A 15,050-nucleotide genomic window follows, 5' to 3' on the forward strand; every position below is an offset into this window, starting at 1 on the left:
TCAAATATCAAGTAAATTTTTATGAAAAGCCTTTGTTATATGACTTGGATCGTACTATCAAATAACTCATTTATTAATTTTCATAAATGAGTGTGTGTTTTGATAGATCCATCTAGTTTGCTTTGATTGAGCTACTGTCACAGTTAGAGATTGAAAAAAGGAGTTTTATATTTTTATGTCAATAATTGTTGTGGGGTATCTAAGTCCGAAAAACTAGTAATAGCAGAAATCTTCCAAAACAAAGAAGTTAAATCTGTTACAATATACGGGTTCCTGTTTTGGTATTACTTACATAGAAGCAAAAAGAGTAACTATTGTGTTAGTTGTGAATTCACGGAATTTGCGTGTGTCATCTACTTTGAAAAATCATTTATTTACGCCCCTTTATGCTAGTTTTATCGTACTATTTCTACTTATAGTAGGACAACAAAGCTTGCTAATGTGGACGGAAAACCTCACTCAAGAAGCAGTCAGTTGGGTGACCAATAGTCTTGTAGTAGAGAGAGAAGGAGAACGCCTTCTAAATGCTGTTCTAGATGAAGAAAAAGCTGCTCTGGAGATTGACATTAACGAAGAAATTACTTTTCACAGGAGCTTTAGCCACTTATACGATCTGGTCAAAGACAATCCCGATCAACTTCAGCAACTGAATCACATCAAATATCTCTATGAGCGATGGAAAAGCCCTTTAGCTAAAAGGGTGTTTTCTCTTTCGACCATTGATTATCCATCTAGCAAAGAGAGTTTATTTCAATTGTTGCATACTGAAATCTTAATTTTTATCGATCGCGAGGATAATCTTTTACACCAACGCAAGTATCAGTTGCAACAACTCTATCATGTAAACAGCTCTGTAAATATCATCCTTTTAATAACGCTGTTGGTAGGAGCAGTTTTGAACTTCCTGTTTTTACATCAACGCGTTAAAGTACCCTTGCGTGAGTTAACTCAAATAGGCAAAGTGTGGCAGAAAGGTCAGATGGAACCTTTAGTGGGTTATTCATCCTCTGATGAAATTGGTCAGTTGGCTGGAGTTCTCAATGAAGTGGCGAGTGAGACTCGGCAAAGACAACAACACATCGAAACACGCAACCAACAGCTTGAAGACTTGATCTGTGCTCTATCCCACGATATCCGTACCCCTTTACTGGCTACCCGCAACACGATACAAAGTATGCTAAAAGGGGCGTTTGGGTCTATAAATTGCACTTGGAGAGAAATTTTTGAAGAATACTATCAAAGCAATGAAGATCTCCTTAAGCTAGTGGAAACAATTTTAGACGTTTCTCGTTATGAAACTGCCCGTGGCGCTTATCTAAACCACGATCCTCTTGATTGGAAAAGGGTTTTTGCGAAAGTTATGGCTCAAGTCAAAGCGACTTCCAAACGTGAGTTTGCTCTTACCCATAAAATTGCGCCATCTCTGCCAACTGTTTATGGTGATGAGGTAGAAATACGACGGGTTCTGCAAAATTTGCTTGACAACGCTATACGAGTCAGCAACCCAAACAAAGAAATTGTCCTTGAAGTAGCATCTCTTGGTCAAAACAGAGTTCTAATTTCCGTGAGCGATCCCGGACCGGGAATTGCACCACAGGAACAAGAGCGGCTGTTTCACCGCTTTACTCAAGGACGGGGGCGATGTGGAAAAGCAGGGCTTGGTCTGTATTTGTGCCGTCAAATTGTTGAGGCTCATGGAGGCAATATTGGTGTCAAAAGTACTCTCGGAGTGGGAAGTACTTTCTGGTTTACACTCCCTGTTTCCATTGCTCGGGATGAGTGTCAAGAGCGTAAACTGACACATCTCCAGACATAACGTAGCGGCTCTAATTTTATATGGCTTTTATCTTCATTTTTTGGAGATGTCATTAAGGAGACAGAATGATTGCTGAAAGTAGTGAAAACAAAACAGTACGAATTTTACTAGTTGACGATCATGCTTTGATACGGCGAGGTATGAAAGGTCAATTTTCATTAGAATCTGGCTTTAGTGTAGTTGGAGAAGCAGGCGATGGAGCAGAAGCTATTGAATTAGCCGCACGATTACAGCCAGATGTCGTTTTGATGGACATCGATCTACCAGTTATGGATGGAATTACAGCTACGCAGCAAATAAAAAGCGATCGTTCTGCCATTCGCATTCTTGCCTTGAGTGCATTTGATAGCGATACTCAGGTAATGGGAATGCTAGCAGCAGGTGCAGATGGTTACTGCTTGAAGAGTATTGAATGGGAACAACTCGTTGCTGTCATTCAATTGATAATGCAGGGGGGAGCATATTTAGCTCCTGAAATAGCGCAAAAGGTTGGTCGAATGCTCAAGCCTAATGTTGCATCTCCAGAGATTCCTGCATCTGAAGTGAATTCGCCACCTATTTTAAGCAATCGCGAGCGCGAGATTTTGAAGTTGATTGCCAAAGGATACTCCAACCAAGAAATTGCTGCCGAACTCTACCTTTCACTGGGAACCGTCAAATCTTACGTTCGCATGATTCTTAACAAATTAAGTGTAGACGATCGCGTTCAAGCAGCAGCCTTAGCCGTGCGTGAAGGATTAATTTAAAGTTGAAGAACCTCTTGTAGCCGAGTATAAAGTTCTGTAGGCGTGTTAACTGATGGTAAATCCTCATTCTTGGGCTGTTCCGACCAAAAAATGCAAGGCTGAAGTAAACTGTGATGCTCCAAGGCTTCATTTATCGGTAGACAGAAGACCAAGATATGAGGTGCAAACAGAGTTATTTCTTCATTCATCGGAATACCATAATAGGGGAACACTTCTGCATTCTGTTGCAAGCAGTAAGTGCTAACACGTTGTACGGTAGCAACATGACTGCCAATAACCATAATTCGATGTCTTTCCATCACAAATACACTTCTAACGGAGAATATTCTACATACAGATTACCTTTTGTACTTCACAATGTCATCTAGCATATTGACTTGTCTGTTAATAACTTAATATTCATATTCTAAAAAATCAATTAAATTCTTACAAAGAAATAATGTAATTTAAACTTTTACCACTTACGTATTGTCAAAAAAAACATGATGTGAATCGAGTTAATTTTTTGGTTTGAACTGTTTTAAGACGCATTATTTTGTCTCAATCATAACTTTCATTTTTAAGATACATATGAACCGTGAGAATCCAGGAAAGATTTGGTAAACTTTTTTAAACAAAAACTTATTAAAATGGCTGTTTAGTTAATGCATATTTTCTTCTATTTGTACAGTACGCAATCTCTAAATTTTTCTTCATACTAAAGCTCTAAACTTTGCAGTCAAAAATATAGCTGTCAGAGCTAAAAATTTATTGAGATTTTTAGCTCTCAATCGATCGTAATTTTACTAAACATCCATGCTTTTAAACGCCTAAAACATCAAATGTGTCATTTAAAGCTTATCGCTATAGAAATTTATTATGAAGCTTAAATTTGATTAACGCTACAGCCAGACGGATAGCTATGTAGATAATTTTATTTCTCTATGAGGATAGCCTATACATCAGGCTTGAACTAGCCAACAGATAGTATTTTTGATTGTGCTTTAAGTATGAAACTGTAGTAAGACTTAGTAGATGTTCAATCCCTTAAGTACTTGTACATAGCAGAATGGGTAAAAAGTTTTATCCCTTCTGCCTTCTCCTCTTAATAACCAAGCGGAAACAATCTCGTTCCCGATCCCCGGTTCCTGTCCCTTATTGTCCAGACACTTAACACTCCATGGTCAACAAAGTTAGTTTTCTTAACACCCGTTTTGACTGTATGTCCTCAGAAGAAGCAATTGAGTTGTTATTAACACGCTTATTAAAGCGACAGGGTGGTCGCGTATATTATGCTAATGCTCACACAATGGTAACCGCTGTAAACAACTCAGCATTAGCGTTAGCATTAGAACGCAGTGACTTATTGCTAGCAGATGGGAGTGGAGTTCGCTGGGGTAGTTCTTTGTTAGGTACACCTTTAGTTCACAACCTCAATGGCACTGACTTAGTTCCAGCTTTATGCAAGAATGGTGCAGCAAAAGGTTTATCAATTTACCTTTTAGGTGCCAAACCCGGTGTTGCACAAGACGCAGCCACCAATTTAAAGACAGCTTTTCCCGGATTAGCGATCGCAGGAACGCAAGATGGCTACTTCCCAGAAAATGAAACGCAACAAGTTTTAGAGGCTATTCGATTTGCAAGACCGCACTTATTATTAGTAGCAATGGGCGTACCCCTACAAGAAATTTGGATAGATCGGTATGCCAATCAACTGCCTGGTATCACTTGTATGGGTGTAGGAGGGCTGTTTGATTTTGTAGCAGAACGCGTAACCCGCGCCCCCTCTTCCATCCGTGCGATCGGTATGGAGTGGTTGTGGCGAGTAGCCATGGAACCGAATCGCTTGTGGCGGCGTTACTTCATAGGCAACTTTATTTTCTTAAGTTTACTACTGCGCTATGCTTTTACCCGGTCTCAAAACGAACAACAGACAAAACCAAAATTATCGGCAAAATCATAGCCAACTGCTTCACATTTAAATTGCATAATTTGGATGGGCGGAACGCCTACACCACAAAAGTTTTAAAAATTGTTTTTGCAACCTAAATGTGTTTTAGCTGAACTTGGCTGCATTCCACCACGTAAAACGCCTTTGCTTATCTCTACAAACGCCTTGAAGTGCAATTAATAGCGCAGTTTATGACCTTCACACAAGAATATCAAATCAATGTACTTCAGCCTCAAGGATGCTTAAATTTGCATCAAGGTGAAATTTTGCGAGAAAAACTTGCTAGCTTAGCCCCTCAGCCCTACCATCTTTGGGTCATTGATTTAGCCCAAGTAGACTTTATGGATAGTTCTGGATTGGGCGCTTTAGTAGATGGGCTTTCTACTACACGTGCTCAAGGCTGTCGCCTTGTCATTTGCAACTTGCAACCAGCTATTCGGATGATTTTTGAGCTCACTCAACTAGATTCACAGTTTGAAATTTTTGAAAATTACGACGCTATTAAGACTACGGTTAACGCTAGCCCAACAACACTGTAACGATCATGTCTAATCTCTCCACTTCTCACGACATTCAGACAAACATTCAGACATCAGTTCTAAAACTGACAAACATAACAGGATTTGCTGAGCTTTCCGTTCATCATTCTGTATCAAGCAAAGCAAAACGCTTTATTGACATTTTAGGTGCCATTGTTGGTCTGAGCATTACCGCAGTTTTGGCAATTCCCATTGCTATAGCCATTCAGCTAGATAATCCCGGTCCTATCTTCTACAGTCAAATTCGCTGTGGCTTAAATGGTCGTTCCTTCAAAATCTGGAAATTCCGTTCCATGGTTGTAAGAGCCGAAGAATTAAAACATCTCGTTCATAACGAAGTTAAAGGTCATTACATTTTTAAGAATGCAAACGATCCGCGCATTACCCGCGTAGGAGCATTTCTCCGTCGTACTAGCTTGGATGAACTCCCTCAATTCTGGAATGTGCTCTTAGGAGAAATGAGCCTAGTTGGAACTCGTCCTCCCACTCCCGATGAAGTGATGCACTACTCAATGCATCACTGGCAAAGGTTAAACGTCAAACCTGGAATGACTGGTGAATGGCAAGCTAATGGACGTTCCAGTATTAAAGATTTTGAAGATATTGTTCGCATGGATTTAAACTACCAACAACAGTGGTCGATCGCCTACGATCTTGGTTTAATTTTGAAAACTCTCAAGATTGTTTTTCAGAAAAGTGGTGCATATTAAGAGGATGTTTGTAAAGTTTACCCTTGTATTAAGATCCCCCCTCGCCCCCCGATAAATTGGGGGGTAAGTACTTTTCTCCCTCGCCCCCCTTAAAAAGCAAGTACTCTTAAAGCCACCTTCTTTAAGGGGAATTTAGGAGGATTTGAAGTTTTGAATACCTCAGCTACTACTTTTAAAACATCCTCTAACAACTCAAGCGATAAGTGATAAACTTAGAGGAGAAAGCATCCCCATAAAGAAGTAAAAATAAATTTATATTCTATGTAAATAGGAGCATAGGTAACGTCATGTATAACCTTTGCTCTTATTCGTCTTTTCTTTTTGTGCATTTGCACAATTGCGATTGTACAAAGCAAAAAATTCTTTGGTCATATGCCCAATGAACTGTAATGTGCGGCAGAGTATGTTTATATTAGTCGCCCAGGAGGTATATGCGTGTTACAAGAAAATCGCCTTAGCAAGCATTTACCCATTGCTCAAATAGCCATCGTGCGATCGCTTCCCGGCTTGGGTGATTTACTATGTGCTGTACCTGCTATGAGAGCAATAAGATTTGCTTTCCCACAGGCTAAAATTACCTTAATTGGTCTTGTATGGGCGCAAAACTTTGTCAAGCGGTTCAGCCATTACCTAGATGATTTTTTGGAATTTCCCGGTTATCCTGGAATTCCGGAAGTTGTACCGCCAGTTCACAAAATACCGCAGTTTTTTGCTAACGTGCAGCAGCAAGACTTTGACTTGGCATTGCAAATGCACGGTAGCGGTATTGTTAGCAATTCCTTCACGGTCTTACTGGGTGCTCGCATGAATGCTGGTTTTTACCAGCCCGGACAATACTGTCCGGACCCTAATTATTTTTTGCCTTACCCTACAGACCAACCAGAGGTATGGCGTCATCTGTGTTTAATGGAATATTTGGGAATTCCATTGCAGGGAGACAATTTAGAGTTTCCTCTACAGCAAGAAGATTTTTCAGCTTTACAGCAAATAGAGGCTACCCAAGCCCTGAAAAAAGGTGATTATGTCTGCATTCATCCAGGTGCAAGCGTACCAGAAAGACGCTGGTCAAAAGAATTGTTTGCAGCTATTGGCGATGCCATTGCTGCGCGTGGTTTTCAGGTTGTATTGACGGGTACGCCACCCGAGACAAGTTTAACACAGTCAATTGCAGGAATGATGCAGACCAAACCAATTGATTTGGCAGGGCACACCAGCTTGGGTGCAATGGCAGCCCTTTTAAGTCAAGCAGCTTTATTAGTTTGTAACGATACTGGTGTCTCTCATTTAGCAGCAGCTTTGCAAGTTAAGAGTGTTGTCATTTTCTCCAACTCAGATCCCAATCGTTGGGCTCCACTCAATCGCGATCGCCATCGTATTCTCATAGCCTCTTCTTTATCTCCAACGCTCCACTCCCCACTCCCTACTCTCGAAACGGTTATGGCTCAAGTAGACGAACTATTGCCCAAGGGAGTCTTAAATGCTACTAGATAACTGGCAGACCGTACAGAATATTCTTGTTATACATACAGGGAGCAACCACAATCAAACACAAATTCTTCCAACACTAAAAAGCTTACGTCAATTGCAACCCAATTCATTTATCACTTTGATAGAGTCTTCACACAAAATAAATTCATATTCCTCTTGGGTAGATGAGGTATTTATTCATGAAGAAATCGGCACAAAGTTCGTCAACCCCGAACATGAATTAGCTCTCATTTCTAAACTTAGCCAGCGCAGGTTTGATGCTGCTGTCATTTGTACAGAGCTAGGAGAGTCACCCTATTCTTTAGCTTATATTTGCTATTTAGCAGGAATTCCAATACGTATTGGTCGCTCCCAAGAATTTGGTGGTAGCGTTCTTTCTAAATGCATAATTCATAATTCATAATTCGTAATTTTTTATGCGTATTTTAACTTGGCACGTGCATGGTAGTTATCTGTACTACCTAACTCAAAGTTCCCATGAGTTTTATTTACCCGTCAAACCCGATCGCCCAGAAGGATATGGTGGTCGTCTTGGAGGCTTACCTTGGTCAGATAACGTTCATGATATACCTGCTTCGGAAGTCAAAAATCTTAAAATAGACTGTATTTTGTTTCAATCACGCAAAAACTACCTCGAAGACCAATACGAAATACTCTCCGAGTCACAACGACAACTTCCAAAAATTTATTTGGAACACGATCCCCCACGAGAACACCCAACAGATACCCGCCATATTGTAAACGATCCAAATGTTTTACTGGTTCATGTAACTCACTTTAACCAACTGATGTGGGATAGCGGTCAAACGCCTACTTGTATCATTGAACATGGGGTAACTATACCGGATGATGTTTGTTACACGGGTGAATTAGAACGGGGATTAGTCGTTGTCAATGGATTGCGATCGCGCGGTCGTCGTTTGGGTGTCGATGTCTTTGAACGCGTTCGCCAAGAAATCCCTCTAGATTTAGTTGGTATGGGTGCAGAAAAACTGGATGGACTTGGTGAGATACCGCACCATCAACTACCAGCATTTGCTTCGCGCTACCGCTTCTTTTTTAATCCCATTCGCTACACTAGCTTGGGGCTTGCTGTCTGTGAAGCAATGATGGTGGGATTGCCAATTATTGGGTTAGCAACCACAGAAATGACAACAGTTGTAGAAAACGGAGTTTCTGGTTACATCAGCACTGATGTAGAAAAGCTAATTCATCAAATGAAGCATCTTTTAGATAACAGAACACAGGCGCAAAAACTGAGCCAAGGAGCGAGAGAAACAGCACAACAACGCTTTAATATTAAGAGATTTGTTCGGGACTGGGACAAAGTTTTTAAATTAAGTAGGTCAGCAGAAATAATCACAAGTTTGTAGTTACGCTCTATATGCATTGCAACTACGAACGAAATACAAAGATTTTACAGGAATCGGTGATTAATAACCAATGACTAAATTCATTGCCTTAATTAGCGAGCATGCTTCACCTCTTGGTACTTTTGGAGGTGCAGATAGCGGCGGTCAAAACGTATATGTAGGACAAATAGCTAAACATTTAGCTGCATCAGGTTATAAAGTAGACGTTTTTACCAGACGGGACAGTCACGAATTACCAGAAATTATAGAATGGATGAATGGTGTTCGGATTATTAATGTTCCTGCAGGTCCTGCTATATACGTGCGAAAAGAAGATATGCTGCCGTATATGGAGGAATTTACAACATACGTTTTGAATTTTTGTCAAAATAGTTCTTATGGAAATAAATATAAGTACGATTTGATACATGCTAACTTCTGGATGTCAGCATTGGTTGCAGCAGAAATTAAGCGCATTTTGGGTATTCCTTTTGTTGTAACTTTCCATGCACTAGGTCGAGTCCGCCGTTTTTGGCAAGGTGATGCAGACGAATTTCCGGACGCTCGCTTTACCATTGAAGACCGCATTGTGAAAGAAGCAGATCATATCATTGCTGAGTGTCCTCAGGATGAAGAAGACTTGCGAAAACTTTACTGTGCCAAAAAAGAGAATATCACTATTATTCCTTGCGGCTTTGATGCAGCAGAGTTTTCGCCAGTCAATAAAATATCTGCTCGTGAAAAGCTAGACTTTTCTCCCGATGAAAATCTCATTCTTCAGTTAGGGCGTTTAGTCCCTCGTAAAGGAGTAGATACAGTCATCCGAGCTTTTGGACGTGTTTTGCAGCAGTATCAGATTCCAGCACGACTGTTGATTGTAGGAGGTGAGTCAGAAGAACCAGACCCCCGCACTACACCAGAAATCAATCGATTGCAAGCTGTTGCTCTTGAAGAGGGTGTTGAGTCGCAAGTGACATTCGTCGGGCGTCGCAATCGCGAAATACTTAAATATTATTATTGTGCATCAGATGTCTTTGTCACAACACCTTGGTATGAACCATTTGGTATTACACCTTTAGAAGCTATGGCTTGTGGAACTCCCGTGATTGGTTCTAACGTTGGAGGAATCAAATTCACAGTCAAAGATTCTGAAACAGGGTTTCTTGTACCGCCAAACGATCCAGATACAATTGCAGAGAAAATTGCTTATTTGCTCAAAAATCCAGAAATACGCGATCGCTTGGGCTCTCAAGGGAGAGATCGTGTTGCTCGCTACTTTACTTGGAAGAAAGTGACAAACTCTATTGCCACCCTATACGAAAAAGTTTTGCGTCACAAGCAAAGAACAATTATTTCTTCTCCTGCTCCTTCCTCAGGTTCCCTCATTGATGAAAGTTTTACAGCAGCGATTGCGGTGATGGAAAAATCCAGACACACCTTGAAAAGTGCAATTCAAGAAGCCGCAGAATTGCTCTTTTCTTGCTTTTCTTTAGGCGGTAAAGTGCTGGTTTGTGGTAATGGAGGAAGCGCAGCCGATGCTCAACATTTTGCTGCAGAGTTTGTTGGTAAATTACGCTGCTCAAAACGGTCGGGATTGCCAGTTATGGCGCTGACAGCAGATACAGCTTTTTTAACGGCTTGGGCTAACGATGTCGGATACGAGCACGTTTTTGCCAGACAGGTAGAAGCATTTGCTCAACCAGGAGATTTATTACTCGGGATCAGTACGAGTGGGCGATCGCGTAATATCATTGAAGCATTCAAAACTGCCCGTCACCTTCGCATCAACACAATTGCTCTTTTAGGTGGCGATGGTGGGGAAGTATTAGCGATCGCAGATTCAGCAGTTGTTGTACCGGCAACTGATACTCAACGTATCCAAGAAGTACAACATATTGTTCTCCATATTTTGTGTGAGTTAGTAGAAAGTAGGGGACTCGCGACAGGGGAAAGCATGAATCCTCAATGCCGAATTCCCAATAATGAGTTACGGCTCGCAAATCATCAAGCTTTAACAATTTAAGGAGTCAGAATTATGCAAGAACTACAAGGCAAAGTCGTTTTAGTGACAGGAGGCGGACGCGGACTTGGAGAAGCAACATCCCAGACATTGTCTTCAGCAGGTGCTAGCGTTGTTGTTGCCGATATTCGAGATGACCTAGCAAATAAAGTCAGTGGAGAAATTCAGGCTAATGGCTTTCAAGCACAGCCATTAGTACTAGACGTGACAAATGAGGAACAAGTAGAGACTGCGATTCACAAAATTGTTTCCCAATACGGACGCTTGGATGCTTTAATTAACAACGCAGGTACAGATGTGACCGTCTCTATAGAAGAACTTTCCGTTAAGGATTGGGATAGAATTCTTGCAGTGAACTTACGCGCTCCTTTCATTATGTCAAAATTTGCTTTGCCAGTTATGAAAGAACAAGGAAGCGGTCACATTATCAACATTTCTTCTACTGCAGCAAAGCGTGCTTGGCCCAATGCTTCAGCATACCATGCCAGTAAATGGGGGCTATTAGGTTTCAGTCATGCGTTGCACGTAGAGGCTCGTCCTTACAATATTAAGGTGACAGCTTTGGTTGCAGGTGGAATGGAAACGCCATTTTTACTCGATAGATTTCCAGATATAGATGTCAGCAAGCTACAAAATCCCAAGAATGTTGCTGCGACTATCCGGTTTTTACTGTCCACCCCCGAAGGAACTGTCATTCCAGAAATGATGGTTCTACCAATGGCTGAAAGTTCTTGGCCATAATGGTTAATCGTTAGTGGTTAGTCGTTAGTGGCAAACAACTATCTGCTAACTAACGACTTATGCTCAAATCCCTATGCTCCATGCTTTATGCTTAATAAAACAGTATTTTTGGATAAGGATGGGACTCTGATTGAGGATGTACCTTATAATGTCGATCCAAAGTATATTAAACTAGCGCCAGGTGCGATTGAGGGACTACGGCTTCTGAATGAGTTAGGGTATGAGTTGATTGTTATAACCAATCAGTCAGGTGTAGCACGCAGATATTTCCAGGAATCTGCTCTTGTGGGTGTGGAGGAACATTTGCGTAACCTTTTTGGTGAGTTTGGTATCAATTTATCGGGCTTTTACTACTGTCCCCATCACCCGGATGGCGTGGTTTCAGAATTTGCCATTGCTTGTGATTGTCGCAAGCCCGCACCTGGAATGTTATTACGTGCAGCACGCGATCGCAATATCGATCTACACGCATCGTGGTTTATTGGTGATATTCTCAATGATGTAGAAGCCGGACACCGTGCGGGTTGCAAAACGATATTAATTAACAATGGAAATGAGACAGAATGGGAGTTGTCTCCCTTGCGAACTCCAGATTTCATTGTCAGTGACCTTGCAGAAGCCGCACAAGCAATCTTTTCTGTAGATAGTCATTCTGAATATAGGGGAGAATTGCCCAAGGAATCATCACTCACGGAGGTTTTTAGGTGAAGCCTGACCTGCTAAAGTTGCTGGATACAACCCCCAACCTTCATGTCATTGTCATTGGTGAAGCCATGCTTGATGGCTATTTAGAAGGATTTAGCGATCGTCTTTGCCCGGAAGCTCCAGTTCCAGTTGTAACTGTTAAAAATCGCGTCTACGTTCCTGGTGGTGCAGCCAATACAGCTGTTAATATTACCAGTTTTGGCGGACAAGTGACATTTCTGTCAGTTATTGGTGACGACTCAGAAGGTTTACAATTAAAGCGATCGCTCTTAGAACAGGGTGTTTCAACGACAGACCTCATCGTTCATCCAGGTAGGCAAACACTTGCCAAGCAACGAGCGATCGCAGCATCACAAATACTCCTGAGAATAGATACGGGAACGACAAACGCTATTGATGGCGATACAGAACAAGCACTGATTGCAAAATTACAACTTGTCTTTCCACAATGTCATGCTGTTATCATCTCCGATTACGGTTATGGAATTTTAACAGCAAAAGTCATTGATGCGATCGCGCAACTGCAACAGCAACATCCCCGGATTCTCGTTGTTGATTCCAAAAACCTCACTGTTTACCGACATCTTAAAGTAACAGCAGTCAAACCAAACTACGAACAGACAACACAATTACTGAAAATTCCCCCTTACATCCCCATCCAAAATCAAGAAATCTCACGTGCAGAACAAATTACACCATACGGCGAGAAACTTCTTGATATAACAGGTGCAAAAATAGTTGCTGTCACGCTAGACACAGAAGGTGCGATCGTCTTTCAGGGTGACTCCCCGCCGCACCGTACATACACTCAACCCACCAACCAATCCCGCACCGCAGGCGCAGGAGATACTTATATAAGTGCTTTAACCCTAGCCCTAGCATCTGGTGCAGCAACACCATTGGCTGCTGATTTTGCCGCAAGTGCTGCAGCAATCGTTGTGAGAAAAGAAGGAACCACCACCTGTTCTATTGAAGAACTCCGGCTGTTTCTATCTTCGTCTTCCCCCACTCCCCCCCACTCCCCCTCTCCTGCTCTCCCCCTCTCCTCCTCCCCCACTCTCCAAAAAAACATAACAGACACCAACCAACTCATTACCGTTATCGCCGACTACCGCAAAGCGGGATACAAAATAGTTTTCACCAATGGTTGCTTCGACATTCTTCATGCTGGACACGTTTCTTATCTCAACCGTGCTAAAGCATTAGGAGATATTTTGATAATTGGAGTTAATTCAGATAACAGCATCCGCCGGATCAAAGGAGAAACCCGTCCTATCAATTCGTTAGAAGACCGTATCCAAGTTTTAGGTGGGCTGGCTTGTGTTGATTATCTGATTGCTTTTAATGAGGACACGCCTATCAACTTAATTCGATTAGTGCAACCTGACATTTATGTCAAAGGTGGTGATTACACAATAGAAACACTACCAGAAGCACCTGTTATACAACAATTCGGTGGTGTTGTCAAACTCTTACCATTCCTAGAGAATCGTTCAACCACAGAAATCATAAAAAAAATTATACAAAACCATTAACCGCGTACAGGTGCAGCACAATTGAATCAAATTGTTGGGTTTCGTTCTTCAACCCAACCTACCTCTTCTTAATGTTTACTGTTATAAATCATCTCTCCAATTAACAACCAATAACTAACGACCAACAACTAACCACTCATAACTAATCACGAACCAGCAACCAATGACTTCCTGGAACTCTGCCAAAAATATTCTCTGCATTAGACTCGACACCATTGGTGATGTATTGATGACTACACCAGCAATTCGTGCTCTCAAACGATCGCATCCCAATCGTCGGATTACACTGCTAACATCCTCCGCAGGTGCAACCACTGCTTCACTTGTGCCAGAAATAGATGATGTCATTGTCTATGATGCACCTTGGCTAAAAGCAACAGCACCCCGACAAAATAGCCGTCCCGAATATGATATGGCGGACTACCTGCGAAACCTTCAATTTGACGGTGCAATCATTTTTACAGTTTACAGTCAAAATCCCCTTCCCTCGGCATTTCTATGTTATCTAGCAGATATACCCCTACGATTGGCACATTGTCATGAGAACCCATACCAACTCTTAACAGATTGGGTAAAAGATCCAGAACCAGAACGTTTTTTGCGTCATGAGGTTCGCCGTCAACTTGACTTAGTAGCTACAATTAATTGTCATACAGACGATGAGAGAATGTCTTTAGGAGTTCCAAACAAGGCTTTAGCCACTGTCGAGAAAATCCTACAACAACTTGGTATCGATCGAGAACATCCTTGGGTAGTCATTCATCCCGGTGCAACAGCTGCTTCCAGACGTTATGCACCCGATCGGTTTGCTCTTGTCGCCAGGAGTCTAGTTCGTGACTTCAACATCCCGGTTATATTTACGGGTACGCAACCAGAACAAGAACTCGTTGAAGACATCATGGCAATAGCATCTGTCAGCAACATGGCTTCCCTAGTAGGTCGTCTTGACTTAACCGAACTAGCAGCACTGCTATCACTGACTCCTTTACTTATTTCTAATAATACTGGTCCAGTTCACATTGCCGCAGCTGTTGGTACACCAGTTGTGGATTTGTATGCTCTAACCAATCCCCAACATACTCCTTGGGGTGTTCCAAATCGCGTTCTTTTTCATGATGTCCCTTGTAAAAATTGCTACAAAAGCATTTGTCCTGAGGGCCATCAGAATTGCTTGAGTCTGGTGACTCCAGAGTCTGTTGTCAGTGCAGCCCGCGAACTGTTAAGCGAGACTTGGGAAAGTGCAACAGGGATTGAGAAAACTGATTCACTTATAGAAAAGGCACTCACTGCTATTGATTAAAGGACTTCTCAAGAAAAAATATCCCAAAATTTCTTATTGCTCTTCTATGACTCTAAGGAGAGAATAATCAAGGCGATTGGAAATCGCGCCTATATAAACGAAGTCCGCCTACGCGGACTCATATCAGAATTAGGTTTCCAATTTAATCTAACGAGAGTAATAAAAGAG

General features: G+C 41.7%; 14 protein-coding genes. 13 read left to right on the plus strand and 1 reads right to left on the minus strand.

All coding sequences use genetic code 11. The annotated features are described in order from the left end of the window. Window positions 1–346: 346 nt before the first annotated feature. Together HC643_RS07640 and HC643_RS07645 are read left to right on the plus strand one after the other, a co-directional pair. Window positions 347–1,816, plus strand: a complete 1,470-nt coding sequence (locus tag HC643_RS07640) for an ATP-binding protein (protein WP_237265848.1) — start codon at window positions 347–349, stop codon at window positions 1,814–1,816. Between the two features lie 65 nt (window positions 1,817–1,881). Continuing rightward, on the plus strand, window positions 1,882–2,562 hold the full coding sequence (locus tag HC643_RS07645) for a response regulator (RefSeq protein ID WP_038087451.1): 681 nt from the start codon (window positions 1,882–1,884) through the stop codon (window positions 2,560–2,562). Here HC643_RS07645 and HC643_RS07650 read toward each other — a convergent pair. Next, the gene (locus HC643_RS07650; RefSeq protein WP_237265849.1) at window positions 2,559–2,861 is read right to left on the minus strand and encodes a hypothetical protein; all 303 of its coding nucleotides are present in this window, start codon (window positions 2,859–2,861) and stop codon (window positions 2,559–2,561) included. The genes HC643_RS07645 and HC643_RS07650 overlap by 4 nt on opposite strands. Before the next feature lie 860 nt (window positions 2,862–3,721). On the opposite strand from HC643_RS07650, the gene HC643_RS07655 reads away from it, so the two are divergent. The 11 genes from HC643_RS07655 to waaF all read left to right on the plus strand — a co-directional run bounded on the left by HC643_RS07655 (window position 3,722) and on the right by waaF (window position 14,882). Beyond that, the gene (locus HC643_RS07655) at window positions 3,722–4,504 is read left to right on the plus strand and encodes a WecB/TagA/CpsF family glycosyltransferase (RefSeq protein WP_050046310.1); all 783 of its coding nucleotides are present in this window, start codon (window positions 3,722–3,724) and stop codon (window positions 4,502–4,504) included. 179 nt (window positions 4,505–4,683) lie between these two features. After that, window positions 4,684–5,031 (plus strand): STAS domain-containing protein, encoded by a 348-nt coding sequence (locus HC643_RS07660; RefSeq protein ID WP_038087461.1) that lies wholly within the window; start codon window positions 4,684–4,686, stop codon window positions 5,029–5,031. Window positions 5,032–5,036: 5 nt separating this feature from the next. Continuing rightward, window positions 5,037–5,741, plus strand: a complete 705-nt coding sequence (locus HC643_RS07665; protein ID WP_038087463.1) for a sugar transferase — start codon at window positions 5,037–5,039, stop codon at window positions 5,739–5,741. 435 nt (window positions 5,742–6,176) lie between these two features. Next, window positions 6,177–7,232, plus strand: a complete 1,056-nt coding sequence (locus HC643_RS07670) for a glycosyltransferase family 9 protein (RefSeq protein ID WP_038087467.1) — start codon at window positions 6,177–6,179, stop codon at window positions 7,230–7,232. Next, complete coding sequence (locus HC643_RS07675; protein WP_050046309.1) at window positions 7,219–7,632, plus strand: glycosyltransferase family 9 protein; 414 nt, start codon at window positions 7,219–7,221, stop codon at window positions 7,630–7,632. The genes HC643_RS07670 and HC643_RS07675 overlap by 14 nt, the downstream gene beginning before the upstream one ends. 13 nt (window positions 7,633–7,645) lie before the next feature. Next, window positions 7,646–8,602, plus strand: a complete 957-nt coding sequence (locus HC643_RS07680; RefSeq protein ID WP_038087469.1) for a glycosyltransferase — start codon at window positions 7,646–7,648, stop codon at window positions 8,600–8,602. 70 nt (window positions 8,603–8,672) lie between these two features. Next, window positions 8,673–10,604, plus strand: coding sequence for a glycosyltransferase (locus tag HC643_RS07685; protein ID WP_038087473.1), 1,932 nt, complete (start codon window positions 8,673–8,675; stop codon window positions 10,602–10,604). Window positions 10,605–10,616: 12 nt separating this feature from the next. Then, window positions 10,617–11,342 carry an SDR family oxidoreductase gene (locus HC643_RS07690; RefSeq protein WP_038087474.1) on the plus strand — a complete coding sequence of 242 codons (726 nt, stop codon included), beginning with the start codon at window positions 10,617–10,619 and terminating at the stop codon, window positions 11,340–11,342. Window positions 11,343–11,429: 87 nt separating this feature from the next. After that, window positions 11,430–12,050 (plus strand): D-glycero-alpha-D-manno-heptose-1,7-bisphosphate 7-phosphatase, encoded by a 621-nt coding sequence (locus HC643_RS07695; RefSeq protein WP_038087477.1) that lies wholly within the window; start codon window positions 11,430–11,432, stop codon window positions 12,048–12,050. Beyond that, window positions 12,047–13,582, plus strand: coding sequence for a D-glycero-beta-D-manno-heptose 1-phosphate adenylyltransferase (gene rfaE2 / locus HC643_RS07700; RefSeq protein WP_050046308.1), 1,536 nt, complete (start codon window positions 12,047–12,049; stop codon window positions 13,580–13,582). Before HC643_RS07695 ends, rfaE2 begins: the two co-directional genes overlap by 4 nt. 163 nt (window positions 13,583–13,745) lie before the next feature. Then, window positions 13,746–14,882, plus strand: a complete 1,137-nt coding sequence (waaF, locus tag HC643_RS07705; protein ID WP_050046307.1) for a lipopolysaccharide heptosyltransferase II — start codon at window positions 13,746–13,748, stop codon at window positions 14,880–14,882. The last annotated feature ends 168 nt before the right edge of the window (window positions 14,883–15,050 follow it).

The organism is Tolypothrix bouteillei VB521301 (genome assembly GCF_000760695.4).
Classification (GTDB): Bacteria; Cyanobacteriota; Cyanobacteriia; order Cyanobacteriales; family Nostocaceae; genus Scytonema; species Scytonema bouteillei_A.

Bases quoted from the DNA above. Each gene is read 5' to 3' on its own strand.
- HC643_RS07645 (WP_038087451.1), top strand. From the start codon at position 1,882: ATGATTGCTGAAAGTAGTGAAAACAAAACAGTACGAATTTTACTAGTT.
- HC643_RS07650 (WP_237265849.1), bottom strand. From the start codon at position 2,861: ATGGAAAGACATCGAATTATGGTTATTGGCAGTCATGTTGCTACCGTA.
- HC643_RS07655 (WP_050046310.1), top strand. From the start codon at position 3,722: ATGGTCAACAAAGTTAGTTTTCTTAACACCCGTTTTGACTGTATGTCC.
- HC643_RS07660 (WP_038087461.1), top strand. From the start codon at position 4,684: ATGACCTTCACACAAGAATATCAAATCAATGTACTTCAGCCTCAAGGA.
- HC643_RS07665 (WP_038087463.1), top strand. From the start codon at position 5,037: ATGTCTAATCTCTCCACTTCTCACGACATTCAGACAAACATTCAGACA.
- HC643_RS07675 (WP_050046309.1), top strand. From the start codon at position 7,219: ATGCTACTAGATAACTGGCAGACCGTACAGAATATTCTTGTTATACAT.
- HC643_RS07680 (WP_038087469.1), top strand. From the start codon at position 7,646: ATGCGTATTTTAACTTGGCACGTGCATGGTAGTTATCTGTACTACCTA.
- HC643_RS07685 (WP_038087473.1), top strand. From the start codon at position 8,673: ATGACTAAATTCATTGCCTTAATTAGCGAGCATGCTTCACCTCTTGGT.
- HC643_RS07690 (WP_038087474.1), top strand. From the start codon at position 10,617: ATGCAAGAACTACAAGGCAAAGTCGTTTTAGTGACAGGAGGCGGACGC.
- HC643_RS07695 (WP_038087477.1), top strand. From the start codon at position 11,430: ATGCTTAATAAAACAGTATTTTTGGATAAGGATGGGACTCTGATTGAG.
- waaF (WP_050046307.1), top strand. From the start codon at position 13,746: ATGACTTCCTGGAACTCTGCCAAAAATATTCTCTGCATTAGACTCGAC.